Annotated in this window: 24 protein-coding genes and 2 tRNA genes (1 of these 26 cut by a window edge); all 26 read left to right on the plus strand. The window is 36.7% G+C overall.

Going from position 1 to position 25,758, the window contains the following annotated elements; translation table 11 throughout:
• Positions 1–34: 34 nt before the first annotated feature.
• Complete coding sequence (gene mfd / locus MKY90_RS00300; RefSeq protein ID WP_016102352.1) at positions 35–3,565, plus strand: transcription-repair coupling factor; 3,531 nt, start codon at positions 35–37, stop codon at positions 3,563–3,565.
• Between the two features lie 135 nt (positions 3,566–3,700).
• Positions 3,701–4,237: a stage V sporulation protein T gene (gene spoVT, locus MKY90_RS00305; RefSeq protein ID WP_002009670.1), complete on the plus strand. Its 537-nt coding sequence runs from the start codon at positions 3,701–3,703 to the stop codon at positions 4,235–4,237.
• Positions 4,238–4,468: 231 nt separating this feature from the next.
• The gene (locus MKY90_RS00310) at positions 4,469–6,070 is read left to right on the plus strand and encodes a putative polysaccharide biosynthesis protein (RefSeq protein ID WP_016119037.1); all 1,602 of its coding nucleotides are present in this window, start codon (positions 4,469–4,471) and stop codon (positions 6,068–6,070) included.
• 12 nt (positions 6,071–6,082) lie between these two features.
• Positions 6,083–7,543 (plus strand): nucleoside triphosphate pyrophosphohydrolase, encoded by a 1,461-nt coding sequence (mazG, locus tag MKY90_RS00315; RefSeq protein ID WP_002009675.1) that lies wholly within the window; start codon positions 6,083–6,085, stop codon positions 7,541–7,543.
• 14 nt (positions 7,544–7,557) lie between these two features.
• Positions 7,558–7,833 carry an RNA-binding S4 domain-containing protein gene (locus MKY90_RS00320; RefSeq protein WP_002009677.1) on the plus strand — a complete coding sequence of 92 codons (276 nt, stop codon included), beginning with the start codon at positions 7,558–7,560 and terminating at the stop codon, positions 7,831–7,833.
• Between the two features lie 58 nt (positions 7,834–7,891).
• The gene (yabP, locus tag MKY90_RS00325; protein WP_001059101.1) at positions 7,892–8,200 is read left to right on the plus strand and encodes a sporulation protein YabP; all 309 of its coding nucleotides are present in this window, start codon (positions 7,892–7,894) and stop codon (positions 8,198–8,200) included.
• Complete coding sequence (yabQ, locus tag MKY90_RS00330) at positions 8,197–8,850, plus strand: spore cortex biosynthesis protein YabQ (protein WP_002091573.1); 654 nt, start codon at positions 8,197–8,199, stop codon at positions 8,848–8,850. Before yabP ends, yabQ begins: the two co-directional genes overlap by 4 nt.
• Positions 8,847–9,206 (plus strand): cell division protein DivIC, encoded by a 360-nt coding sequence (gene divIC / locus MKY90_RS00335; RefSeq protein ID WP_002091572.1) that lies wholly within the window; start codon positions 8,847–8,849, stop codon positions 9,204–9,206. The genes yabQ and divIC overlap by 4 nt, the downstream gene beginning before the upstream one ends.
• Positions 9,207–9,293: 87 nt before the next feature.
• The gene (locus tag MKY90_RS00340) at positions 9,294–9,779 is read left to right on the plus strand and encodes a S1 domain-containing RNA-binding protein (RefSeq protein WP_002009683.1); all 486 of its coding nucleotides are present in this window, start codon (positions 9,294–9,296) and stop codon (positions 9,777–9,779) included.
• Between the two features lie 159 nt (positions 9,780–9,938).
• Positions 9,939–10,012: transfer RNA gene (locus tag MKY90_RS00345), tRNA-Met, on the plus strand.
• A gap of 13 nt (positions 10,013–10,025) precedes the next feature.
• A tRNA-Glu gene (locus tag MKY90_RS00350) sits at positions 10,026–10,097 on the plus strand.
• A gap of 261 nt (positions 10,098–10,358) precedes the next feature.
• Complete coding sequence (gene spoIIE / locus MKY90_RS00355; protein WP_002091571.1) at positions 10,359–12,830, plus strand: stage II sporulation protein E; 2,472 nt, start codon at positions 10,359–10,361, stop codon at positions 12,828–12,830.
• A gap of 200 nt (positions 12,831–13,030) precedes the next feature.
• The gene (gene tilS, locus MKY90_RS00360) at positions 13,031–14,461 is read left to right on the plus strand and encodes a tRNA lysidine(34) synthetase TilS (protein WP_098168778.1); all 1,431 of its coding nucleotides are present in this window, start codon (positions 13,031–13,033) and stop codon (positions 14,459–14,461) included.
• Positions 14,458–15,000 carry a hypoxanthine phosphoribosyltransferase gene (gene hpt, locus MKY90_RS00365; protein ID WP_000981846.1) on the plus strand — a complete coding sequence of 181 codons (543 nt, stop codon included), beginning with the start codon at positions 14,458–14,460 and terminating at the stop codon, positions 14,998–15,000. Before tilS ends, hpt begins: the two co-directional genes overlap by 4 nt.
• An 85-nt stretch (positions 15,001–15,085) precedes the next feature.
• Positions 15,086–16,987 carry an ATP-dependent zinc metalloprotease FtsH gene (ftsH, locus tag MKY90_RS00370; RefSeq protein WP_002091565.1) on the plus strand — a complete coding sequence of 634 codons (1,902 nt, stop codon included), beginning with the start codon at positions 15,086–15,088 and terminating at the stop codon, positions 16,985–16,987.
• A 221-nt stretch (positions 16,988–17,208) separates the two neighbouring features.
• Entirely contained in the window at positions 17,209–17,997 is a 789-nt protein-coding gene (locus MKY90_RS00375; RefSeq protein WP_002009692.1) for a type III pantothenate kinase, read from the plus strand.
• A gap of 6 nt (positions 17,998–18,003) precedes the next feature.
• Positions 18,004–18,879, plus strand: a complete 876-nt coding sequence (hslO, locus tag MKY90_RS00380; RefSeq protein ID WP_002009693.1) for a redox-regulated molecular chaperone HslO — start codon at positions 18,004–18,006, stop codon at positions 18,877–18,879.
• Positions 18,880–18,996: 117 nt separating this feature from the next.
• Positions 18,997–19,920 carry a cysteine synthase A gene (gene cysK / locus MKY90_RS00385; RefSeq protein ID WP_341090075.1) on the plus strand — a complete coding sequence of 308 codons (924 nt, stop codon included), beginning with the start codon at positions 18,997–18,999 and terminating at the stop codon, positions 19,918–19,920.
• A gap of 223 nt (positions 19,921–20,143) precedes the next feature.
• Positions 20,144–21,541 (plus strand): anthranilate synthase component I, encoded by a 1,398-nt coding sequence (gene trpE / locus MKY90_RS00390; RefSeq protein ID WP_002130223.1) that lies wholly within the window; start codon positions 20,144–20,146, stop codon positions 21,539–21,541.
• A gap of 5 nt (positions 21,542–21,546) precedes the next feature.
• Positions 21,547–22,134: an aminodeoxychorismate/anthranilate synthase component II gene (gene pabA, locus MKY90_RS00395; protein WP_002113273.1), complete on the plus strand. Its 588-nt coding sequence runs from the start codon at positions 21,547–21,549 to the stop codon at positions 22,132–22,134.
• Positions 22,128–23,000 carry an aminodeoxychorismate lyase gene (pabC, locus tag MKY90_RS00400; protein ID WP_002091560.1) on the plus strand — a complete coding sequence of 291 codons (873 nt, stop codon included), beginning with the start codon at positions 22,128–22,130 and terminating at the stop codon, positions 22,998–23,000. The genes pabA and pabC overlap by 7 nt, the downstream gene beginning before the upstream one ends.
• Positions 22,975–23,835, plus strand: a complete 861-nt coding sequence (folP, locus tag MKY90_RS00405; RefSeq protein ID WP_061689485.1) for a dihydropteroate synthase — start codon at positions 22,975–22,977, stop codon at positions 23,833–23,835. Before pabC ends, folP begins: the two co-directional genes overlap by 26 nt.
• The gene (gene folB, locus MKY90_RS00410; protein WP_000358063.1) at positions 23,836–24,198 is read left to right on the plus strand and encodes a dihydroneopterin aldolase; all 363 of its coding nucleotides are present in this window, start codon (positions 23,836–23,838) and stop codon (positions 24,196–24,198) included.
• A complete protein-coding gene (folK, locus tag MKY90_RS00415) occupies positions 24,195–24,710 on the plus strand; it encodes a 2-amino-4-hydroxy-6-hydroxymethyldihydropteridine diphosphokinase (protein ID WP_002138868.1) in 516 nt (171 codons plus the stop codon). Before folB ends, folK begins: the two co-directional genes overlap by 4 nt.
• Positions 24,662–24,865, plus strand: a complete 204-nt coding sequence (locus tag MKY90_RS00420; RefSeq protein WP_002009706.1) for a helix-turn-helix domain-containing protein — start codon at positions 24,662–24,664, stop codon at positions 24,863–24,865. The genes folK and MKY90_RS00420 overlap by 49 nt, the downstream gene beginning before the upstream one ends.
• A gap of 23 nt (positions 24,866–24,888) precedes the next feature.
• On the plus strand, positions 24,889–25,758 hold the 5' portion of the coding sequence (dusB, locus tag MKY90_RS00425) for a tRNA dihydrouridine synthase DusB (RefSeq protein ID WP_341090078.1). The gene runs 129 nt beyond the window's last position; only the first 870 of its 999 coding nucleotides appear in the window; its start codon is at positions 24,889–24,891; its stop codon lies beyond the right edge, outside the window.

A 25,758-nucleotide genomic window follows, 5' to 3' on the forward strand; every position in this document is an offset into this window, starting at 1 on the left:
TAACTTGCTCTTTATGTTGAGAGGAGTTTTGAAAATGATAGGTTTATTAGAGCAATTTTATAAAAATGAAGAAATACAATCGGTTATTAATGGGCTAGAAGATGGGTTGAAAGAACAACTTGTATCGGGTATGGCAACATCCTCTCGTTCATTATTAATGGCAGCTTTATATAAAAAGACAAAGCAATCACAACTTATCGTGACGCACAATTTATACCAAGCACAAAAAGTACATGAAGATTTAGTGGCGTTACTTGGTGAAAAAGATGTTTGGCTATATCCGGTAAATGAATTGATAGCATCGGAGGTTGGTGTTGCAAGTCCAGAATTGAAGGCACAGCGTATTGAAGTGTTAAATCGCTTAGCTGCAGGAGAGAATGGGATTATTGTAGCGCCAGTTGCAGGGCTGCGTAGGTTTTTACCAATAAAAGAATTATGGAAGCAAAGGCAAATTGAAATCAATCTAGGGCAAGAGATTGATTTAGATGCACTCTTGCATACTTTACATCATATTGGCTACGAGCGTAAGTCAATGGTAGAAGCTCCAGGAGAGTTCAGTTTACGCGGGGGAATATTAGATATTTACCCATTAACGGAAGAATTACCGTTTCGTATTGAATTCTTCGATACAGAAGTCGATTCTATTCGATTGTTTGATGTGGATGAACAGCGTTCTCAAGATAAAAAGGAAAGTGTTAAGTTCGGTCCAGCAACAGAGTTTTTATTTTCACAGGAAGAATTGAAATCGGGAATTAAGCATCTTGAAGAAGGTTTGACTAAGACGATGCAAAAGCTTTCCGATGATAAATTAAAGACTACTGTGCTTGAGACGGTTAGTCATGAAATTGAAATGTTGAAAAACGGGCAGAGTATAGAACAAATGTTTAAATATTTATCTATTTTCTATAAAGAACCTGCTAGTCTGATAGATTATTTACCAGAAAATGGTGTTGTGATTTTAGATGAGATTTCCCGTATTCAAGAAACAGCATCACATCTTGAAACAGAAGAAGCGGAATGGTATATCTCACTTCTTGGCGAAGGAACAATTATTCAGGATTTATCTTTCTCCCACTCGTTTGAGGAGTTTCTTCATAATAAAAAAAGAAGTTTTGTATATTTAACGTTATTCTTACGCCATATAGCACACACGCATCCTCAAAATATTGTAAATGTGACATGTAAAACGATGCAAGATTTCCACGGACAGATGCATTTGTTAAAAACTGAAATTGATAGATGGAATGAAGGTAATTTTACGACCGTTGTGCTTGGAACAGATGATGAACGTGTAAAAAAACTACAACATATTTTAAGTGATTATGATATTGATGCAGACATTGTAGAGGCGACAGATATCTTATTGCCTGGAAGGTTACAAATTGCTGTAGGTGATTTACATGCAGGCTTTGAAATGCCGATGCAAAAGTTTGTTGTCATTACTGAAAAGGAGCTTTTTCATAAGAAGGTTAAAAAATCACAACGTAAGCAAAAGTTATCTAACGCTGAACGTATTAAAAGTTATTCAGAATTAAAAGTTGGAGACCATGTAGTTCATGTAAATCATGGTATAGGTAAATTTTTAGGTATTGAGACATTAGAGATTAATGGTGTTCATAAAGATTATTTAAATATTAAATATCAAGGTAATGATAAGTTATACGTTCCAATTGAACAAATTGATCAAGTGCAAAAATACGTAGGGTCTGAAGGTAAGGAACCAAAAGTTTATAAATTAGGCGGAAATGATTGGAAGAAGGTCAAAACGAAAGTTGAAAAATCTGTACAAGACATTGCAGATGACCTAATTAAATTATATGCCGAGCGGGAAGCTTCGAAAGGTTATGCATATACACCAGATACGGCAGAGCAACAAGAGTTTGAATCTTTATTCCCATATCAAGAGACAGAGGATCAATTACGTTCTATTGAAGAGATTAAGAAAGATATGGAACGCGGACGTCCGATGGATAGGCTTCTTTGTGGTGACGTAGGATATGGAAAGACTGAAGTAGCTATTCGTGCGGCATTTAAAGCAATTATGGATGAAAAACAAGTTGCGATTTTAGTACCAACAACAATCCTTGCACAACAACACTATGAAACAATTCGAGAGCGTTTTCAAGATTATCCGATTAATATAGGGTTACTAAGTAGATTCCGTACACGAAAACAACAAAATGAAACGATTAAAGGTTTAAAAGATGGAACGGTGGATATTGTAATCGGAACGCATCGTATTTTATCTAAAGATGTTACTTATAAAGATTTAGGACTTCTTATTATTGATGAAGAACAAAGATTCGGCGTTACACATAAAGAAAAAATTAAACAATTGAAAGCAAATGTTGACGTGTTAACATTAACGGCAACTCCGATTCCACGTACACTTCATATGTCTATGCTTGGTGTGCGCGATTTATCTGTTATTGAGACACCACCAGAGAATCGTTTCCCAGTACAAACATATGTAGTAGAGTATAATCCAGCGTTAATGCGAGAAGCGATAGAGCGAGAGTTAGCAAGAGGCGGTCAAATTTACTTCCTATATAACCGTGTGGAGGATATTGAAAGAAAAGCAGATGAAATTTCGATGTTAGTTCCAGATGCTCGTGTAACATACGCACATGGGAAAATGAATGAAGGTGAATTAGAGTCTGTTATGCTATCGTTTTTAGAAGGGCAGCATGATGTTCTTGTAAGTACAACAATTATTGAGACGGGTGTAGATATTCCGAATGTAAATACATTAATTGTATTTGATGCAGATCGTATGGGATTATCGCAGTTGTATCAGCTTCGTGGTCGTGTTGGGCGTTCTAATCGCGTCGCGTATGCATACTTTGCATACAAACGTGATAAAGTGTTATCGGAAGTTGCAGAGAGGCGTCTGCAAGCAATTAAAGAGTTTACAGAGCTTGGATCTGGTTTCAAAATTGCGATGAGAGACTTATCAATTCGTGGTGCGGGTAATTTGTTAGGGGCAGAACAACATGGATTTATTGATTCTGTCGGATTTGATCTATATTCTCAAATGTTAAAAGATGCAATTGAGCAACGTAGAGGAACAGACGGAGTTGAAAATACCGTTAATGTTGAAATTGATTTAGAAGTAGATGCATATTTACCGGATGCGTACATTTCAGATAGTAAACAAAAAATTATGATGTATAAACAATTTAGAGGTATTTCTGCAATTGAAGATATTGAAGAGTTGCAGGAAGAGATGATCGACAGATTTGGTGATTATCCACAAGAAGTTGGTTATTTATTACAAATTGCAAACATTAAAGTGTTGGCAATGAAAGAACAAATTGAGTTAATTAAGCAAAATAAATTTGAAGTAACATTCCTGTTTTCTGAACAAGCGAGCCAAAATATAGATGGTGGAAAATTATTCATGCTAGGAAGTAGTTTTGGCCGTATGATCGGTCTTGGTATGGAGGGGTCACAATTGAAAATTGTGATGAAAACGAATGGATTAGAGACGTCGAAATGGTTAACAATTGCTGAAAATTTATTAAAAGGCTTGCCAGATGTAAAAAAAGAAGTAATAAATGCCTAATATAAGATAAAAAATACAATTCGACGTGCATAGAAGAACTAATGTGTAAAATACTATGTTTAATAGTTGGTGATTTTTACATGAACAGGTAAATTCACCACTTTGATCATCAGTAGAAAGTGAGGCAGCATTAGAATGAAAGCAACTGGAATCGTACGTCGAATTGATGATTTAGGCAGGGTAGTAATTCCGAAGGAAATTCGTAGAACTTTACGTATTCGTGAGGGAGATCCACTAGAAATATTTGTTGATCGCGATGGAGAAGTGATTTTGAAAAAATATTCTCCAATTAGTGAACTAGGTAATTTTGCAAAGGAATATACGGAAGCTTTATACGATAGCTTAGGACATAATGTGCTTGTATGCGATCGTGATTCTATTATCGCAGTAGCAGGCGCATCTAAAAAAGAATACTTAAATAAAAGTGTTGGCGATTTAATTGAGAAGACAATGGAAGAGCGTAAGTCTGTAATTATGACAGATGAAAGCGAAATTTCAATTATTGATGGAGTAACAGAAAAAGTGAGCTCTTATACAATTGGCTCGATTATTGCAAATGGAGATCCAATCGGAGCTGTCGTTATCTTCTCTAAAGAGGCTATTATAAGTGAAGTAGAGCATAAATCAGTAAATACAGCTGCAAGCTTTTTAGCGAAACAAATGGAGCAGTAGCGAAGTGTAATTTCTATAAGTAGCAATCTTTCCTAATTATGATATTTCTATTTGAGAAATTAACTACTTGGAGATATAAGTATATTGAACGAAGGTAGCGCTTTGCTACCTTTTTTCATTGAATATTTTTGCTGTTGAAAGAAGTCAGTGAATGTAAGGAATATGAAGGAGAGCCAGTTTTTCTTTGTGATATAATACGAGGGGTGAGAATAGAAAAAGGAGTTTTCTTGTATGGAAGCGAAGAAGTACCAAGCCTTTTGGCGTGGGGCTATTATATTAACAATCGCAAGTTTTGTTACGAAGGTATTAAGCGCTTTTTACCGTATTCCATATCAAAATATAGCGGGTGATGTTGGTTTTTATATTTACCAACAAATTTATCCGTTTTATGGATTTTGTTTGATTTTAGCTACTTATGGGTTTCCCATTATTATTTCAAAAATGGTCGCAGAAAGATTAGAACGAGGAAAACAAAAAGAAGCAGAAGAAATTATTTGTGTATCTTTTTGGTTTTTATTAGGAATTGGATTTATAGGGTTTTTCACATTATTCTTTGGGGCCGAAACAATTGCATCGGCTATGGGCGATATACATTTAGATAAATTATTACGTGTTATTTCGTTTTCATTCCTACTAATGCCGTTTTTATCTGTAGCGAGAGGATATTTTCAAGGTTTCAATAATATGATGCCGACGGCTGTTTCGCAAGTAATTGAACAAACGATTCGTGTTTCTATTATTGTATTTTTATCACTATTCCTTATTGCTCATGGATTTGATTTATATACAGTTGGTGCGGGTGCCATGCTAGGTTCAATTGCAGGCGGGCTTATTGGGATTATCGTACTTTTACTTTATATGCGTCATGATTTCCATGCTATTTTCTTCAAAAGATGGAAGGGAATTAGAAATAAAAAAGGGATTGTTCGAATCCTTTTTTGGCAGGGATTAGCGATTTGTGTTAGTAATTTAGTCCTTATTTTTATACAAATGGCGGATTCTATTTCCTTGTATACTTTGCTTATTCGTGCGGGAGAGCAAGTTGAAAATGCAAAGGTACTAAAAGGTGTTTATGATAGAAGTATCCCGCTTATGCAATTAGGTACTGTTGTGACAACTTCTTTCTCATTGTCACTTATTCCTATTATTACAGCGGCGAAAGAAAGAGGAGATCTTTCATTTATTCAAGAAAAGGTAAAGTTAGCAATGAAAATAACATTTGTTATTGGATCTGCAGCTGCTATTGGATTAACTTGTATTATTCAACCTACAAATATTATGTTGTTTGAAAATAGTGATGGATCAGATGTGTTATCGATTTTATCTTTATCTATTTTATTTAGTTCATTGTCAATTACAACTGCTTCCATTTTGCAAGGAGTGGGACAAACATTAAAACCAGCAATATTCGTTGTATTTGGAGGTTGTTTGAAGTTAGTTTTAAACTATATATTAATGCCGTATTTTGGTGTAAAGGGAGCTGCAATTGCAACTTTAGTTGCGCTTATTGTGATTGCCTTGCTAAATAGTGTGTTACTTATGCGAGCTGTATCGGAGCCGCTTATTGATAGGCGGAATATGTTAGGTGTAGCTATTAGTGGTATCGGTATGGGGTTTGTATTAATAATCTTTATGCGTATGTTACGAATGTCCGGATTAGTAATTGATACAGGACATAGAGGAATTGCGACGCTTGAAGCGCTGTTAGGTGTAGCTATCGGTGGATTAGCATATATGTTTTTAATTTTAAAATTACGTGTATTTACAAAAGAAGAATTAGGAACCGTTATGAAACAAGAGAAAAAAGAAGGTTCATTGAAGAAGAGTGGATAGAGGTGACTGGTTGTGAGTGGAATCATTACTATTTTAGGATTAGGTGCTGGTGAGTTAGATCAGTTAACAATGGGTGTATATCGAAAGATAAAAGAAGCAGACCATATGTTTGTTAGAACGAAGGAGCACCCAGTTATAGAAGAATTGGAGAAAGAAGCTATAAAGTATACGGCCTTTGATAATGTATATGAGGCACATGATACATTTGAAATCGTATATGAAACAATTGCGAATACATTGCTAGAACAAGCTAAAGGCGCAGAAATTATTTATGCTGTTCCAGGTCATCCGCTTGTAGCAGAAAGAACAGTTCAGCTACTTTTGGAAAAAGGAGAAGCAGCAAATATTGAAGTGCGAATTGAAGGTGGACAAAGTTTCCTTGATCCGATGTTTGCAAGTCTAAAAATTGATCCGATTGAAGGGTTCCAATTAATTGATGCTACATCATTTGAAAGAGGACAATTAGAATTACGTCAACATTTAATCTTTTGCCAAGTGTATGATGCATTCGTTGCTTCAGATGTGAAGCTAACGTTAATGGAGATTTTGCCAGATGATTACGAAGTGTATATCGTAACAGCTGCAGGGACTTCATTCGAGCAAGTGAAAAAGGTATCGTTATACATGTTAGATCACGAAACAGAATTAAATAATTTAACGAGTGTGTATGTACCGCCAGTTAAGGAACGTGCGTCCTTATATCAGCAGTTTGATGTGCTTAGAGCAATTATTGCTGATCTTCGTGGACCGAATGGTTGCCCATGGGATAAAAAGCAAACTCATCAATCTTTAAAGAAATACTTAATTGAAGAAGCGTATGAAGTGCTAGAAGCAATTGATGAAGAGGATGATGATCATTTAGTAGAAGAACTAGGTGATATATTATTACAAGTTATGCTTCATGCCCAAATTGGAGAGGATGAAGGTTGGTTCTCTATAGATGATATTATTCGGACTTTAGCTGAGAAAATGGTTCGTCGTCATCCGCATGTGTTTGGGGATACGGATGTAAATAATGCTGATGAAGTGATTGCAAATTGGGAAGAAATTAAAAAACAAGAAAAGGGATTCGTGAAAGAATCTGTTTTAGCGGGTATTCCAAAAAGCTTGCCACAACTAATGCGTGCTTATGAAATTCAGAAGAAAGCTGGAAAGGTTGGATTTGATTGGGTTGATGTGCAGCCGATGATAGAGAAGGCCTTAGAAGAATGGCAAGAATTCCAACAAGAAGTTGTAAACATGGATGAGAAAAAGATGCTAGGTGAATTTGGTGATTTACTATTTGCATTTGTGAATATAGCTCGTCATTATAAATTAGATCCAGAAGAAGCGTTACGTTCAACTAATGAGAAATTTATGGATCGCTTTTTATACATGGAAGCAAAAGTAGCTGAAATGAATAAGGAAATGCAAGATTTATCATTAGAACAGTTAGATATTTTATGGGAAGAGGCAAAACAAACAGAGCGTTAATAGGGGGATTTGATATGCGTCTAGATAAATTTTTGAAAGTATCACGTTTAATTAAAAGAAGAACATTAGCAAAAGAAGTGTCTGACCAAGGAAGAATTTCGATTAATGGCCAAGTGGCAAAAGCGAGTTCAGATGTGAAGGTAGAGGATGAATTAACAATTCGTTTCGGGCAAAAAATAGTAACTGTGAAAGTAAATGAATTGAAAGAAACAACTAAAAAAGAAGATGCAGCAAACATGTATAGTCTCGTTCGTGAGGAAAAAGTGAAAGCGGAAGAAGGCTTGTTCTAAAATAGGTTAGCCCTTCATACATTACTATTAGCTAGTATAAAGCTATGGGGGGATTTTCGTGAATAATGGTTACTCACCTATGTCTTCTAATCAACAAAATGTTTCTGTAGAGCATGATATTATTATGCGTGGCAGGCGTGTAATTGATATTACCGGTGTAAAGCAAGTAGAGAGTTTTGATAGCGAAGAGTTTTTACTCGAGACTGTAATGGGTTTTTTAACAATTCGTGGTCAAAATTTGCAAATGAAGAATTTAGATGTAGAAAAGGGTGTTGTATCAATTAAAGGGAAAGTTCATGAAATGCTGTATATTGATGAGAACCAAGGGGAGAAAACTAAAGGTTTCTTTAGTAAGCTGTTTAAATGAGCCTAACAATTCAGTTGTATACAATGCTTTCGATGATTGGAATGGGTGCTTGGATTGGTGCTTCTTTAGATACATACCAACGGTTTTTAAAACGCCAAGAGCGTAAACGTTGGCTTGTATTTATACATGATATACTATTTTGGATTGTCCAAGCATTATTCGTTTTTTATGTATTACTGCGTGTAAATGAAGCCGAACTACGTATATATGTATTTTTGGCGTTACTATGTGGTTTTGCAGCATATCAAAGCTTATTGAAAGCACTATACATGAAGATGTTAAATTTTCTCATCTATATTTTTGTACAAACAACACAATTTTTTGTTCGAATTATACAGCTACTCATGATAAAACCTGTTATTATTATAGCACAGCTATTTATTGCATTTATATTATTCTTATTTCGTATACTGCTTTCAATTGGACATGTGTTATGGAAAATGGTGATTTGGATATTACTTTTCATATGGAAAGTTTTTTTCTCGCCTGTTCGGTTTATTGCTTCGCTCATATGGAAACTTCTCCCTAATCGTGTTAAACTTTTTATAATGAAGCATGTAGGGTTCCTGCAATATGTAGCAAAATTGAAGGGACATATCTTCCAATTATGGGTGCGTATAAAAAAGAAGTTAGGGGGACCTCGGAAATGAGGGAACTGAGACAAAGAACAATCGACAAACAGAGTCCAAATCCTGTTAAAGAACATATAATACAAACGGATGAGAACAGGAAGCGACTTTATCGCCGTTTAGCGGTTTTTCTTGTCTTTGCTTTTACAATTATTGCTAGTATTAGTGTGACGTTTTATCAACAAAACAGTTCCATTAAAGCAAAAGAAGCAAAAGTTAAGGACATGAAAAAAGAACTGGATTCATTAACGAAAAAAGAAAAGAATCTAAAAGATGAAGTTCAAAAGTTGAATGATGAAGAGTACGTTTTAAAGATTGCTAGAAGGGATTATTTCTTCTCCGGAAAAGGGGAGATAATTTTTCCTGTTTCTAAGTAGAGTATGTCTTATTGACACTGTATTTTAGGATTATATATAATAAAGTAAAATTTGACTTTTTAACCACTAAGGAGGAGCATTTTTTTTATGTCAATCGAGGTAGGCAGCAAGTTACAGGGTAAAGTAACAGGTATTACAAATTTTGGGGCTTTTGTGGAGCTGCCAGAAGGCTTAACAGGTCTTGTTCATATTAGTGAAGTTGCTGATAATTATGTGAAAGATATTAACGATCACTTAAAAGTAGGCGACCAAGTAGAAGTAAAAGTTATCAATGTTGAAAAAGATGGCAAAATTGGCCTATCTATTAAGAAAGCGAAAGAACGTGAAAAAACAGAAGGAGATCGTCCACGCGGTGAATACCAACGTGGTGGTGATCAACAACGTTCTGGACGTCCACAACGTAATAATCGTTCTTCCAACAGAGATAACCGCGGTGGCGGTAACGAACGAGCTCCAAAAGAAACATTTGAGCAAAAGATGGCACGCTTTTTAAAAGATAGTGAAGATCGTTTAACTTCTTTAAAGCGTAACACAGAATCTAAACGTGGTGGCCGTGGCGCACGTCGCGGATAATAAGTCCGTTTAATTCTTAACATATAGAGAGGTACCCAGAGTAATTACTCGGGTACTTTTTTATGTGAGAGAATATATTTTTAAAAAAGTTTTTGAGATGTGTTGACTTTAAAATATATCTGATGTAATATACTAATTGTCCGTTAAATACGACGACATGGCGGTGTAGCTCAGCTGGCTAGAGCGTACGGTTCATACCCGTGAGGTCGGGGGTTCGATCCCCTCCGCCGCTATATTTAATTTAACGGCCCGTTGGTCAAGTGGTTAAGACACCGCCCTTTCACGGCGGTAACACGGGTTCGAATCCCGTACGGGTCATCTAAAAAGATCATGCAAATTTGCATGGTCTTTTTTTGTTAAATATAAATTAAGACGTACAATACTTCTACAAAATCACCCTATATTTTCTGAACATTCTTTCAACTCTCTTTAAATAAATTAAATACTATGTATATATGTAGATTTATTTCGAATAAAAAGTCGAACGATTATAAAAGTCAAAACTGTTGTTTTGACAAAAAAACCAATAATCATCTTTTATAATAACAGTAATTAAACTATGCAGGTGGTGTTAAAAATATGCCTAAAGCAGGAAGGAATACTATGAATACAAGTGCATTGGCGATGAATGAAAGTCAGCTTGGAACAATAAAGTGGACGAGTAAGTTGCGAATGAAGTTTGAAAAAGTTTTCTTTAGATGGGGATTCATTATTGCTGTTATTGGTTTTCTTTTGGGACGAGCATATATATTAACAAACATTTTACCGTTTGCATTGCCGTTTTTTGCTGCTGTTTATGTTATGAAGCGAGATAAAATGCCGCTCGCGTTCTTAGCCCTAATGGGGGGAGCACTTTCAGTTTCAATAGATAATTTATTTTTTACTTTTGCATCTATCTTTACCTTCTTTATTTATAATATCTTCTTTAGTCGGTTTACACGTAAAACTGTTGGACTTGTACCATTCCAAGTATTTATCTCCGCATTAACCGCACATTTAGTTGTTGTATATTTTGCACAGCAAACCGTCACCATGTATGATCTGCTCGTCAGTACGATCGAAGCGGGGCTTAGCTTCGTATTAACGATGATATTTTTACAAAGTGTTCCGCTTTTAGTGGAAAGGAAAGGGAAGCAACAAGCGTTAGAAACAGAAGAAATTGTTTGTTTAATTATATTACTAGCATCTGTTTTAACGGGCACAACGGATTGGTTTGTTTATGATGCTTCTATTCAACATATTTTCACTAGATATTTAGTATTAGTATTTGCCTTTATTGCAGGGGCAGCTACAGGGTCCACGGTAGGAGTTGTCACTGGGTTAATATTAAGTTTAGCAAATGTGGCGAGCTTGTCTCAACTTAGTCTCCTTGCCTTTTCAGGATTGCTTGGGGGATTGTTAAAAGAAGGGAAGCGTATAGGAGTTAGTTTAGGTTTATTAATTGGTACAAGCTTAATTACATTATATGTAGACAAGCAAACAAGTATTGTAACAACTTTAATTGAATCTGGTGTAGCGATTGTTTTCTTCTTATTAACACCGAAGCTTGTTATGGATCGTATTGCTAAATTTATGCCGGGTACACAGGAACATTCACAGGATCAACAACAATATTTAAGAAGAGTGCGCGATGTTACAGCAAACAAAATCAATCAATTTGCTAATGTATTTGCTGCTTTGTCTAATAGCTTTTCTGTATACGGGTATGTGGAGGAGGAAGATAAAGAAACAGAAGCTGATTTATTTTTAAGTACAATTACTGCAAAAACATGTCAAACATGCTTTAAGAAGGATCAATGTTGGGTAGTTAATTTTGATAAAACATACGATTATATGAAACAAATAATGAGTGAAACAGAAGAAGGAACGCTGCAGCATAATCGGAAGTTAGTTCGTGAATGGGACAAGCATTGTGTGAGAGGGAAGAAAGTAACGGATTTAGTAGCAGGTGAATTAGATCACTTCTATGAGGGGCAGAAATTAAGAAAACAAATGAAGGAAAATCGTAGAATTGTAGCGGAGCAATTACTAGGTGTATCAAAAGTGATGGAGGATTTCGCTAAGGAGATACAACGAGAAAGAGAGAACCATCAAGCGCAGGAGGAGCAAATTTTACAAGCGTTTCGTGATTTTGGTGTCGAAGTGGAGCATGTTGATATTTATTGTTTAGATAGAGGAAGTATTGATATTGAAATGTTGATTCCGGCTGCATCTAATGAACATGGGGAATGTGAGAAGTTGGTTGCTCCAATGCTTTCAGATATTTTAAAAGAGAATATCGTCGTTAAGCATGAAGAGAAATCCTCATATCCAAATGGGCACAGTTTAATATCATTTGGTTCAGCGAAGACGTATTCTCTTGATACAGGATTGGCCACAGCTGCAAAAGGTGGTGGGTTTATTTCAGGTGATTCCTACGCGATGATGGATTTGAGCGTTGGTAAATATGCACTTGCGATTAGTGATGGTATGGGAAATGGACAAAGGGCTCATATGGAGAGTAGGGAAACGGTAAAATTATTACAAAAGATACTTCAATCAGGTATTGATGAAGAAATAGCGATTAAGTCCATCAATTCGATTCTTTCTTTAAGGACGACAGAGGAGATGTATACAACGCTTGACTTGGCTATGGTAGATTTACGTGATGCGAGTGCGAAGTTTTTAAAGATTGGATCGACGCCGAGTTTTGTTAAACGCGGAAATAATATTTTGAAAATTGAGGCAAGTAATTTGCCGATGGGAATCATTGAAGATGTTGAAGTTGATGTGGTTGGTGAGCAATTAAAAACGGGTGATCTTCTTATCATGATGAGTGACGGCATCTTTGAGGGAGCGCAACATGTGGAGAATCACGAATTATGGATAAAACGTAAAATTAAAGAACTACAAACAGAGGACCCACAGGAAATCGCTGATATTATTATGGAAGAAGTAATTCGCTCTGGTGATGGTTATATAAATGATGATATGACTATTGTGGTGGCGAAAGTAAAGAAAAATATGCCGAAGTGGGCTACGATTCCAATAGTAGGAATGCAGGCGCAATAAAATAATCAAAAAACCTAGGTAGATGCCTAGGTTTTTTTGATTAAAAAGGTAATGTGATTACTTTGTTAAATATACAGGAGGGATGTAAGATAAAAATATGGATTTTGTACATCTTTTTTTTGCACAATGTTTGTAAAAGTTGTACCATTATATACAAGGTAACTAATGTTATTCTTGTTTAATGAAAGGTGATTGCGAAGTTGAAAGATGCATTTGTTGAAAAAGTAGATGACTTTGTAAAGCAGCATGATGTATTAAAGAAACATTCAACAATTGTTGTAGGGGTTTCTGGTGGTCCTGACTCTTTGGCTCTTTTATATTATTTGTTAGAAAAAAGGGCAGAAAAACAGCTAGAAATTGTAGTAGCACATGTGGACCATATGTTTAGAGGTAACGAATCTTATGAGGATTTACAGTTTGTACAGGGTATTTGCAAAGAGCTAGGAGTTATTTGTGAAACGCTAAGGATTAATGTGTCGCAATATCAACAGCAATATGGAATGAATGCACAAGTTGCAGCTAGAGAATGCAGATATGCATTTTTGGAAAGAATAATGAAGAAATATGATGCGAGATATGTAGCTCTTGGTCACCATGGAGATGATCAAGTAGAGACGATTTTAATGCGCCTTGTACGAGGGAGTACTCCGAAAGGATACGCAGGAATTGCAGTGAAGCGATCTTTTCATAATGGATATTTAATTAGGCCGTTACTTGGGGTAACTAAGGAAGAAATTGTTGATTACTGTAATAAATTAAAAGTTATTCCGCGTATAGATCCGAGTAATAAAAAAGAAGTATATACAAGGAATCGATTACGTAAATATGTCCTTCCTTATTTGAAAGAAGAAAATCCACAAATGCATGAGAAATTTCAAAAATTTAGCGTGCAGATGCAAGAGGATGAGGCTTATTTGCAGGAATTAGCTTTTGAGAAAATGAATAAAGTAATTACAAAAAAAAGCGATAAACAAATTAGCTTATCAATTCCTGCCTTTGAATCCATGTCTATGCCTTTACAAAGAAGAGGGATTCAACTAATATTAAACTATCTTTATGAATATAAGATTCCATCTTCGCTTTCTTCTATACATATTGACAAGGTGATTGGATTTTTTAAGCGGGCACAACCTTCAGGTTCACTAGATTTTCCAGGTGGTTTGAAAATTGTTCGCACATACGAAGAATGTGGTTTTGGATTTAAACAAGAAGTTGTTTCTCCTTTTTCGCAAGATTTATCAGTACCTGGGACAATTATATTGCCGAATGGGGATAAACTTGTAACAGAGGTGAGCGAAGATATACCGAGTAACATGAATGAAACAGTATTTGTTGCTAAGTATAATGATATATCGTATCCACTTCGTATTCGGTCTAGGGAAAATGGAGATCGCATGTCAATGCAAGGTATGGATGGTACAAAAAAGATAAAAGCTGTTTTTATCGAAGCAAAAGTACCAAAAGAAAAAAGAGAAGAATGGCCGATCGTTTGTGACGCAAGTGGAAATATTATTTGGGTACCCTTGTTGAAACGATCTGCGTTTGCTACTTCGAAAGAGCTAGCAAAGAAGGGTAAATACATGATTATTCACTACAAAAGCAAGGAGTCTTCCGGGAGGATAATGAAATGATGAATCAAGATATCGAAAAAGTATTAATTTCTGAAGAACAAATACAAGAAAAGGTGCGCGAACTAGGTGCAGTTATTGCAGAGGATTACAAAAATACAGTACCTCTTGCGATTGGTGTACTAAAGGGTGCAATGCCATTTATGGCAGATTTATTAAAGAGAACAGATACATATCTTGAAATGGATTTTATGGCTGTATCTAGCTACGGTCACTCTACAGTTTCGACAGGCGAAGTAAAAATCTTAAAAGATCTTGATACTTCGGTAGAAGGTCGCGATATTTTAATCGTTGAAGATATTATTGATAGCGGTCTTACACTAAGCTATTTAGTGGATCTGTTTAAATATCGTAAAGCGAAATCTGTAAAAATTGTTACTTTATTAGATAAGCCAACAGGCCGTAAGGTTGATCTGAAAGCAGATTATGTTGGATTTACTGTTCCTCATGAATTTGTTGTAGGATATGGATTAGATTATAAAGAGCAGTACCGTAATCTTCCTTATGTAGGAGTATTAAAACCAAGTGTTTACTCAAATTAATTAAATATAGGCGTTACAATTGTATAGGAAATTTTTTTTATGTTACGATTTACTATAGTGTTTATGCCGTGAGAGGAGGTTAGGAATGAATCGTATCTTCCGTAATACCATCTTTTATTTACTGATATTCTTAGTAGTAATTGGAATCGTGAGCTATTTTAATGGTTCGACGCAAAAAACGACATCAGTTAGCTACGATAAATTCATTACTCAACTTGAAAAAGGTGAAGTGCGTAATGTGCAGCTTCAACCGAAAAATGGTGTGTTTGAGGTAAAGGGACAATTCAAGACTTCTAGCCAAGGAGAACAATTTGTTACTTATGCACCAAATACTGAGGAATTACAAAAGAAAATTAATGATAAAGCGCAAGGGGCTGAAGTTAAGTATCAACCAGCAGAAGAAACAAGTGCTTGGGTAACGTTCTTTACTTCTATCATTCCGTTTGTCATTATCTTCATTTTATTCTTCTTCTTATTAAACCAAGCTCAGGGCGGCGGTAGTCGTGTTATGAACTTCGGGAAAAGTAAGGCGAAGCTATACAATGATGAAAAGAAAAAAATTCGTTTCAGAGATGTTGCTGGAGCGGATGAAGAGAAACAAGAACTTGTTGAGGTAGTTGAATTCTTGAAAGACCCTCGTAAGTTCGCTGAAGTTGGTGCCCGTATTCCGAAGGGTGTTCTATTAGTGGGACCTCCAGGTACAGGTAAAACTTTACTAGCACGTGCTGTTGCAGGTGAAGCAGGCGTTCCGTTCTTCTCTATTAGTGGTTCTGACTTCGTAGAGATGTTCGTCGGTGTCGGTGCATCCCGTGTACGTGATTTATTTGAAAATGCAAAGAAAAATGCTCCTTGTATCATTTTCATTGATGAAATTGATGCAGTAGGACGTCAACGTGGCGCGGGTCTTGGCGGTGGTCATGATGAGCGTGAACAAACGTTGAACCAATTGCTTGTTGAAATGGATGGATTCGGTGCAAACGAAGGTATTATTATCATCGCTGCGACAAACCGTCCTGATATTCTTGATCCAGCGTTATTACGTCCAGGTCGTTTTGACCGTCAAATTACAGTAGATCGTCCAGATGTAAATGGTCGTGAAGCTGTACTTAAGGTACACGCTCGTAATAAACCGCTTGATGAGAATGTCAACTTAAGAGCAATTGCAACTCGTACACCAGGATTCTCTGGTGCCGATCTTGAAAACTTATTAAACGAAGCTGCTTTAGTAGCTGCGCGTCAAGATAAGAAGAAAATTGATATGAGTGACATCGATGAAGCGACGGATCGTGTTATTGCAGGTCCAGCTAAGAAAAGTCGCGTTATCTCTGAAAAAGAACGTAATATCGTTGCATTCCATGAGGCTGGCCATACTGTAATTGGTGTTGTTCTTGATGAAGCAGATATCGTTCATAAAGTAACAATTGTCCCTCGTGGTCAAGCTGGTGGATATGCGGTAATGCTTCCGAAGGAAGATCGTTACTTCATGACAAAACCAGAGTTACTTGATAAAATCACTGGTTTACTTGGTGGTCGAGTAGCTGAGGAGATTGTATTTGGTGAAGCAAGTACAGGTGCTCACAACGACTTCCAACGTGCGACTGGTATTGCAAGACGTATGGTTACAGAATTCGGGATGAGTGATAAGCTTGGACCGATGCAATTTGGTAGCTCACAAGGTGGTCAGGTATTCTTAGGAAGAGACTTCCATTCAGAACAAAACTACAGTGATGCAATCGCGCATGAAATTGATGTGGAAATGCAAATAATTATTAAAGACTGTTATGCTCGCGCGAAACAAATTCTTACTGAAAAACGAGATAAGCTTGATATTATCGCAAAAACGTTACTTGAAGTAGAAACATTAGATGCAGAGCAAATTAATCATTTATATGATTATGGCAGATTACCTGAGCGTCCAACATCTTCAGATGATGTGAAAGTAAACATCAATATGAAGAAAGACGATGAAGATACAGAAGATAAGTAAGAAAAAAAGGAGTGACAATAGTCACTCCTTTTTTTGTGGAATGAATTTAAGTGGCAAAAAAAATTGAATGAAACTATTATTAAAAATTGAAATAGAGAGTAATCTTTTTGTACAATGATGAGTATAGAAAAACTGATTATATAAGTATGTGTGATATGATGTTTTTGTAAGTTTTATACATACTGCGCAAATATAGATTAAATAAGATAAGTGGTGAGAATATGATTTTTGTATTGGATGTAGGGAACACAAATGCGGTACTAGGTGTGTTTGAAGAGGGGGAACTTCGTCAGCATTGGCGCATGGAAACAGATCGTCATAAAACAGAAGATGAGTATGGGATGCTTGTAAAGCAGTTACTTGAGCATGAAGGTCTTTCTTTTGAAGATGTGAAAGGTATTATTGTGTCTTCAGTTGTACCGCCAATTATGTTCGCTTTAGAGCGTATGTGTGAAAAGTATTTTAAAATTAAACCGCTTGTAGTGGGGCCTGGGATAAAAACTGGCTTGAATATTAAATATGAAAATCCACGTGAAGTAGGCGCGGACCGAATTGTAAATGCAGTAGCAGGAATCCACTTATATGGAAGTCCGCTTATTATTGTTGATTTTGGTACGGCTACTACATATTGTTATATTAACGAAGAGAAGCATTATATGGGTGGCGTCATTACGCCGGGAATTATGATTTCGGCAGAGGCTTTATATAGCAGGGCAGCAAAGCTTCCTCGTATTGAAATTACAAAACCGGGTAGTGTTATCGGGAAGAATACAGTAAGTGCAATGCAATCAGGTATTCTTTATGGATACGTTGGACAAGTGGAAGGTATTGTTAAGCGTATGAAGGAAGAAGCTAAGCAAGAACCGAAAGTTATTGCAACAGGTGGATTAGCAAAATTAATTTCAGAAGAATCAAATGTAATTGATATTGTAGATCCGTTTTTAACGTTAAAAGGTTTGTATATGTTATATGAGCGTAATGCAAATTTACAACATGAGAAGGGTGAATAAATAAGTATGAAAGATTATTTAGTAAAAGCGTTAGCGTTTAATGGAGAGGTTCGTGCTTATAGTGTACGTACAACAAATACAGTAAGTGAGGCGCAAAAGCGTCATGATACATGGAGAACAGCTTCAGCGGCACTTGGTCGTTCTTTAACTGCGGGTACAATGATGGGTGCTATGTTAAAAGGCGAGCAGAAGTTAACGATTAAAGTAGAGGGTAACGGCCCGATTGGTCCTATCTTAGTCGATGCTCATGCAAATGGGGATGTACGTGGTTATGTAACGAATCCGCATGTTGATTTTGAAGGAACGGAACAAGGGAAATTACGTGTATATCAAGCGGTAGGTACAGAAGGATTTGTAACGGTAATTAAAGATATCGGTATGCGTGAACCGTTTATTGGTCAATCTCCCATTGTTTCAGGAGAACTAGGGGAAGATTTCACATATTATTTCGCGGTTTCTGAGCAGACGCCTTCTTCTGTAGGTGTTGGTGTTCTTGTAAATGGAGATGATAGCGTATTAGCGGCGGGTGGATTCATTCTTCAAATTATGCCAGGTGCGCAGGAAGAAACAATTTCATTTATTGAAGAGCGTCTTCAACAAATCCCGCCAGTATCACAATTAATCGAACAAGGTCTTTCTCCAGAAGAATTACTGTATGAAGTGCTTGGAGAAGATAAAGTGAAAGTGCTAGAAACAATGGATGTTCAATTTAATTGTACATGTTCACGTGAGCGTATTGAAAGTGTGCTAATTAGTTTAGGTAAAGCGGAGTTAGAACAAATTCGTGCAGAAGAAGAAGAGACGGAAGTTCACTGTCACTTCTGTAATGAACGACATAAATTCGCTAAAGAAGATATTACAAGTCTAATTGAGAAGCTGTAATAAAGAAGTTTAGGTGGAGAATCAGCCGCCCAAATAGATTGACAAATAGGGAATTTTCTGACAAAATCTAAATATAGATAAAACCAATAAAAATACTCGGTGTTAGGAGTGACAGGAATGCGAGTGGCACAATCAGTTTCAGAATTAATCGGGAAAACGCCGATCGTTAAGTTGAACCGCATCGTAGAATCAGGCAGCGCAGATGTATATTTAAAATTAGAATTTATGAATCCGGGGAGCAGTGTTAAAGATCGTATCGCGTTAGCTATGATTGAAGATGCTGAAAATAAAGGATTATTAAAAGAGGGCGATACAATCATTGAGCCGACAAGTGGTAACACAGGTATTGGCTTAGCGATGGTAGCAGCTGCTAAAGGATATAAGGCAATTTTAGTAATGCCAGAAACAATGAGTATTGAGCGTCGTAATTTATTACGCGCTTACGGTGCTGAATTAGTATTGACTCCAGGACCTGAAGGAATGGGCGGAGCAATTCGAAAGGCAACTGAATTAGCAGAAGAACATGGGTACTTTATACCACAACAGTTCCAAAATCAAGCGAATCCAGAAATCCATCGTATAACAACAGGTCCAGAAATTGTTGAACAGATGGGGGATCAATTAGATGCTTTTATCGCAGGTATTGGTACAGGTGGAACAATTACAGGTGCCGGTGAAGTGCTGAAAGAGGCTTATAAAGATATCAAAATTTACGCGGTAGAACCTGCGGATTCACCAGTATTATCTGGTGGAAAGCCAGGACCACATAAGATCCAAGGAATTGGAGCGGGGTTTGTTCCGGAGACATTGGATGTAGAGGTATATGATGAAATTATTCAAGTGAAAACGGAGCAAGCGTTCGAATATGCGAGAAGAGTGGCTAAAGAAGAAGGTATTTTAGTTGGTATCTCTTCGGGAGCGGTCGTTTATGCAGCGACAGAAGTTGCGAAGAAATTAGGTAAAGGGAAAAAGGTACTTGTTATTATCCCAAGTAACGGTGAACGATATTTAAGTACACCACTTTATCAATTTGAGTCATAAGTGAATGTGATTTGAAAAGCATCCTTAAAAAAGGATGCTTTTTCTTTTTTGATTGGAAAAAGGAAAAGAGTGAATGACTAGAAAACTTCATGTAAAATAAGAAGTAGTATAATTAATTTATTTTCACTAGCCCTCAAGTATAATCATTCTCTATATAAATAATTTTATGTAGTTTGATTTGATTGGCTTAAGAGGGTGGGATAACAGAAGACGGGGTGTTGATATGCAACGAAGAAAATCTTTAGCGCTTTCTATTCCATATCAGTTAGATTTCTTTAAGCAATATAAATTTCTTTCTCAGGATAAGCCGCAACATATTTTGTTAGAAAGTGGACGTGGTGGTCGTTATAATATTGTTGGGCTGGATCCAGTAGCGGTAATTCAGGGTAAGAATGAGACGTTACATATAAGTGAAAGTGGTAAGGAAACAATAAAGCGAGGGAATCCGTTAGATTTAATGCAAGCGTATATGGAGAAATGGAAAACGGATTATAATCCGGAGTACCCACCTTTTCAGGGTGGGGCAATTGGATACTTTAGTTATGATTGTATCCGTTATATTGAAAAACTTTCTTCTCTTGCGAAGGATGATATTAATATACCTGACATATTCTTTTTGTTATTTGATGACGTGTTTGTGTATGATCAACAGGAGAGAGTATTATGGATTATTACGCATTATGTAGATGAGTGTGAAGAGGCAGAAGAACGATTAAATGAATGGAAGGGTCTTTGGATGAAAGAAGCCCCCGAAGTGACTATGCCGTTTGAATCTCCTGAAAAGAAAAATGAAGCAGTCGCTTTTACGGAAGAGGGCTTTATGAAGGCCGTTGAACGTATTCAAGAATATATTGGAGCGGGTGATGTGTTTCAAGTAAACTTGTCGACAAGACAAGAAAGAACATTACAAACACATCCACTAGAAATATATACAAGTCTTCGTGAAATTAATCCATCTCCATATATGGGTTACTTGGAGTTTGGAGATTTTCAAATTGTTAGTGCTTCGCCTGAATTGCTAATTAAAAAGCAAGGAAAAGAAGTGAGTACAAGACCGATTGCTGGTACGCGCTCTCGAGGAGCAAGTGAGCAAGAGGATGAAGAATTAGCGAAAGAATTAATTGAAAATGAAAAGGAAAGAGCAGAGCATGTAATGCTTGTGGATTTAGAACGAAATGACTTGGGCCGGGTTTGTAAATATGGCACTGTTGAAGTAGATGAATTTATGGTGATTGAAAAATACTCACACGTTATGCATATTGTTTCTAATGTGCGTGGTGAGGTGGAAGCAGATAAAGATGCTTTCGATTTGGTGAAGGCTGTATTTCCTGGTGGGACAATTACCGGTGCCCCGAAAATACGTACGATGGAAATCATTGAAGAATTAGAACCTGTTCGCCGAGGGATTTATACGGGTTCAATTGGTTGGATTGGTTATTCTGGAGATACGGAATTGAATATTGTAATCCGAACACTACTTGCTAAAGATGGACAAGCGCATGTGCAAGCTGGAGCGGGTATTGTAATTGATTCAAATCCAAAAGATGAATATAAAGAGTCGTTAAAAAAAGCAATCGCTTTATGGCGTGCAAAAGAAAGTAGCGAAGAAACGGTTAGGTGAGAGAAATGATATTAATGATTGATAATTATGATTCTTTTACATTTAATTTAGTGCAATTTCTTGGAGAACTTGGACAAGAGCTTGTTGTTAAGCGTAATGATGAAGTTACTATTTCGGATATTGAGAATATGAAACCGGATTTTTTAATGATTTCGCCAGGTCCATGTAGTCCTAATGAGGCGGGAATCAGTATGGATGTTATTAAATATTTTGCAGGTAAGCTTCCGATTTTTGGGGTCTGTCTTGGACATCAATCAATTGCACAAGTATTTGGAGGGGATGTTGTCAGGGCAGAGCGTTTGATGCATGGAAAAACATCTTTAATGCATCATGATGGGCAGACGATTTTTTCTGATATCCCAAATCCATTTACCGCGACACGTTATCACTCTCTTATCGTTAAAAAAGAGACGTTACCGAATTGTTTAGAGATAACATCTTGGACTGAAGAAGGTGAAATTATGGCGCTTCGTCATAAAACGTTGCCGATTGAAGGGGTACAATTCCATCCGGAATCTATTATGACTTCTCACGGGAAAGAATTGCTACAGAATTTCATTCGCAAATATAGCCCAAGTGTGACATCGTGTTAATTTACGTAAATGGCGCGTATGTAGAAGCGAGTGAAGCGAAAATTTCTCCTTATGACCACGGTTACCTATATGGACTTGGGGTTTTTGAGACATTTCGTATTTATAATGGTCATCTCTTTTTATTGGATGATCATTATGAACGCTTAATGGATGCGCTCGATATATTGCAAATCAAATGGACAATGACAAAAGATGAAGTGATGCTTATTTTAAAGAATCTACTTGTTAAGAATGGGTTAAAGCATGCATATGTGCGCTTAAATGTATCGGCGGGTATAGATGAAATAGGATTACAAACGGAAGTATATGAAGAACCGTCTGTTATTGTTTTTATAAAACCTTTAGCAGCTCCAGGGAATGTAGTGGAAAAAGAAGGAGTTATTTTAAAGCAAGTGAGAAATACACCAGAGGGTGCATTTCGCTTGAAGTCCCATCATTATTTAAATAATATTTTAGGGAAACGCGAAATTGGAAATGTTGTGAATAAGGAAGGTATTTTTCTTACCGAAACAGGTTATGTTGCAGAGGGTATTGTTTCGAATCTCTTTTTTGTTAAAGGAGATATTTTATATACTCCTTCATTAGAAACAGGGATTTTAAACGGAATCACTCGTGCGTTTATTATAAAGGCTGCTGAAGAGCTAGATATAGAAGTAAAGGAAGGTTTCTTTACAAAAGATGAATTGCTTTCAGCGGATGAAGTGTTCGTAACGAACTCTATTCAAGAGATTGTCCCCCTTTATCGTATAGAGGAGAAAGATTTCCCGGGTAAAGTGGGAGTGGTTACAAAAAGACTTATGGATCTTTATGGAGTGCAGAGAGAGAAATTGTGGAGCAGAAATGAATTGCGAAGAGGAGATGTGTAGTTTGAAGTGGGATTATGATTTGCGCTGCGGCGAATATACATTGAACTTAAATGAAAAGACATTAATTATGGGGATTTTAAATGTAACGCCAGATTCATTTTCTGATGGTGGGAGTTACAACGAAGTAGATGCTGCGGTGCGACATGCGAAAGAAATGAAAAGTGAAGGTGTCCATATTATTGATATTGGCGGCGAATCTACCCGTCCGGGTTTCGCTAAAGTTTCAGTAGAAGAGGAAATAAAGCGAGTTGTTCCAATGATTCAGGCAGTGTCAAAAGAAGTAAAGCTACCTATTTCTATTGATACGTATAAAGCTGAGGTTGCGAAACAAGCGATTGAAGCTGGTGCTCATATTATTAATGATATTTGGGGAGCGAAGGCGGAACCGAGGATTGCTGAAGTTGCAGCCTATTATGATGTGCCCATTATCTTAATGCATAACCGAGATAATATGAATTACCGCAATTTAATGGCCGATATGATTGCTGATTTGTATGAAAGTATTAAAATTGCTAAAGATGCTGGTGTGCGAGATGAGAATATTATTTTAGACCCAGGTATCGGTTTTGCGAAAACACCTGAGCAAAATTTAGAAGCGATGCGCAATTTAGAACAGTTAAATGTACTGGGTTACCCAGTTCTCTTAGGTACTTCAAGAAAGTCCTTTATTGGCCATGTGTTAGATTTACCAGTGGAGGAACGTCTTGAAGGAACGGGAGCTACCGTTTGTCTTGGTATTGAAAAGGGCTGTGAGTTTATCCGTGTTCATGATGTGAAAGAAATGGCGCGTATGGCTAAGATGATGGACGCGATGATTGGTAAGGGGGTAAAGTAATTGGATAAAATTTATATCCATGATATGGAGTTTTACGGTTATCATGGTGTATTCCCAGAAGAGAATAAATTAGGTCAGAGATTTAAAGTAGATTTAACGGTGGAGTTGGATTTAAAACGCGCAGGAGAAAGTGACGACTTAGAGCATTCTGTCAATTACGGGGAACTTTTTGAGCTGTGTAGAAAAGTTGTTGAAGATAGAACGTATAAGCTTGTAGAGAGTATCGCTGAAAATATCGCTACAGATATATTGAAACAATATGAGAGTATTTCACGGTGTACAATTAAGGTAATTAAACCGGATCCGCCGATACCAGGACATTATCGTGCTGTAGCGGTAGAAATTACGAGAGAGCGTCCATGAATAATATAGCGTACATTGCATTAGGTTCCAATATTGGGGAGCGTTATACTTATTTAACTGAAGCAATTCAGTTTTTAAATAAAAACCAGCATATCCAAGTTGATGATGTTTCGTCTGTATATGAAACTGATCCGGTTGGCTATACTGACCAAAATTGCTTTTTAAATTTAGTTATAAAAATTTCTACCAATTTATCACCGCAAGAATTATTGAAAGTAACACAAAGGGTAGAGAATGACCTAGGAAGAAAAAGGGAAATTAGATGGGGCCCGAGGACCATCGACCTTGACATTTTACTATATAATCAAGAAAATATTGAAGCAGAGAATCTGATTGTTCCGCATCCGCGGATGTTCGAAAGAGCTTTTGTTATCGTTCCGTTGTTAGAAATCAATCAAGATATAAAACAAGATATTTCACGTTCACAAGTAGAAGAAATGAAAAGGCGAGAGGGAGTAACGGTATGGAAGCAGAAAAATGGGGAAGACGCATTCGTGCTTTTCGAAAGCTAAAAGGCTATACGCAAGAAGGTTTTGCGAAAGAATTAGGGGTATCTGTATCGGTTTTAGGTGAAGTTGAGAGGGGCAATAGATCACCTTCCCAAGATTTTGTAGTAGAAGTCGCTAAAACATTAAACGTTTCAATAGACGAATTGATGCCAAAGTGACCGTAAAGGAAGGAGTAAGTCGGGTGTTAAAGATTGCAAATATTGAGATGAAAAATCCAGTTGTACTAGCACCGATGGCGGGAGTGTGTAACTCTGCATTCCGTTTGACGGTAAAAGAATTTGGTGCAGGTTTAGTTTGTGCTGAAATGGTAAGTGATAAGGCAATATTACTTAATAACAAAAGAACATTAGATATGCTATATATCGATGAGAGAGAAAAGCCATTAAGTTTACAAATTTTTGGTGGAGAGAAAGAAACTCTTGTAGATGCTGCGAAATACGTAGATAAATATACGACAGCAGACATTATTGATATTAATATGGGGTGCCCAGTACCGAAAATCACTAAGTGTGATGCGGGAGCAAAGTGGCTTTTAGACCCAAATAAAATATATGAGATGGTAGCGGCGGTTGTAGATGCTGTTGAAAAGCCAGTTACAGTTAAAATGCGTATTGGTTGGGATGAAGACCATATTTTCGCAATAGAAAATGCTAGAGCTGTTGAGCGTGCTGGTGGACAAGCGATAGCGGTTCATGGGCGTACACGAGTGCAAATGTATGAAGGTAAAGCGGATTGGAATATTATTAAACAAGTAAAGCAGGCTGTGAATATTCCGGTTATCGGAAATGGTGATGTCGAAACACCACAAGATGCAAAGCGTATGCTTGATGAAATTGGTGTAGATGGTGTTATGATTGGTCGCGCTGCTCTTGGAGATCCGTGGATGATTTATCGTACGGTAAAGTATTTAGAGACAGGTGAGTTAATGCCGGAACCAACAGTGCGTGAGAAAATTGATGTATGTATGTTGCATCTAGATCGTCTTATCGATTTAAAGAACGAAAATGTTGCCGTAAGAGAGATGAGAAAGCATGCAGCTTGGTATTTAAAA

This window comes from Bacillus sp. FSL P2-0099 (genome assembly GCF_038007445.1).
Classification (GTDB): Bacteria; Bacillota; Bacilli; order Bacillales; family Bacillaceae_G; genus Bacillus_A; species Bacillus_A mycoides.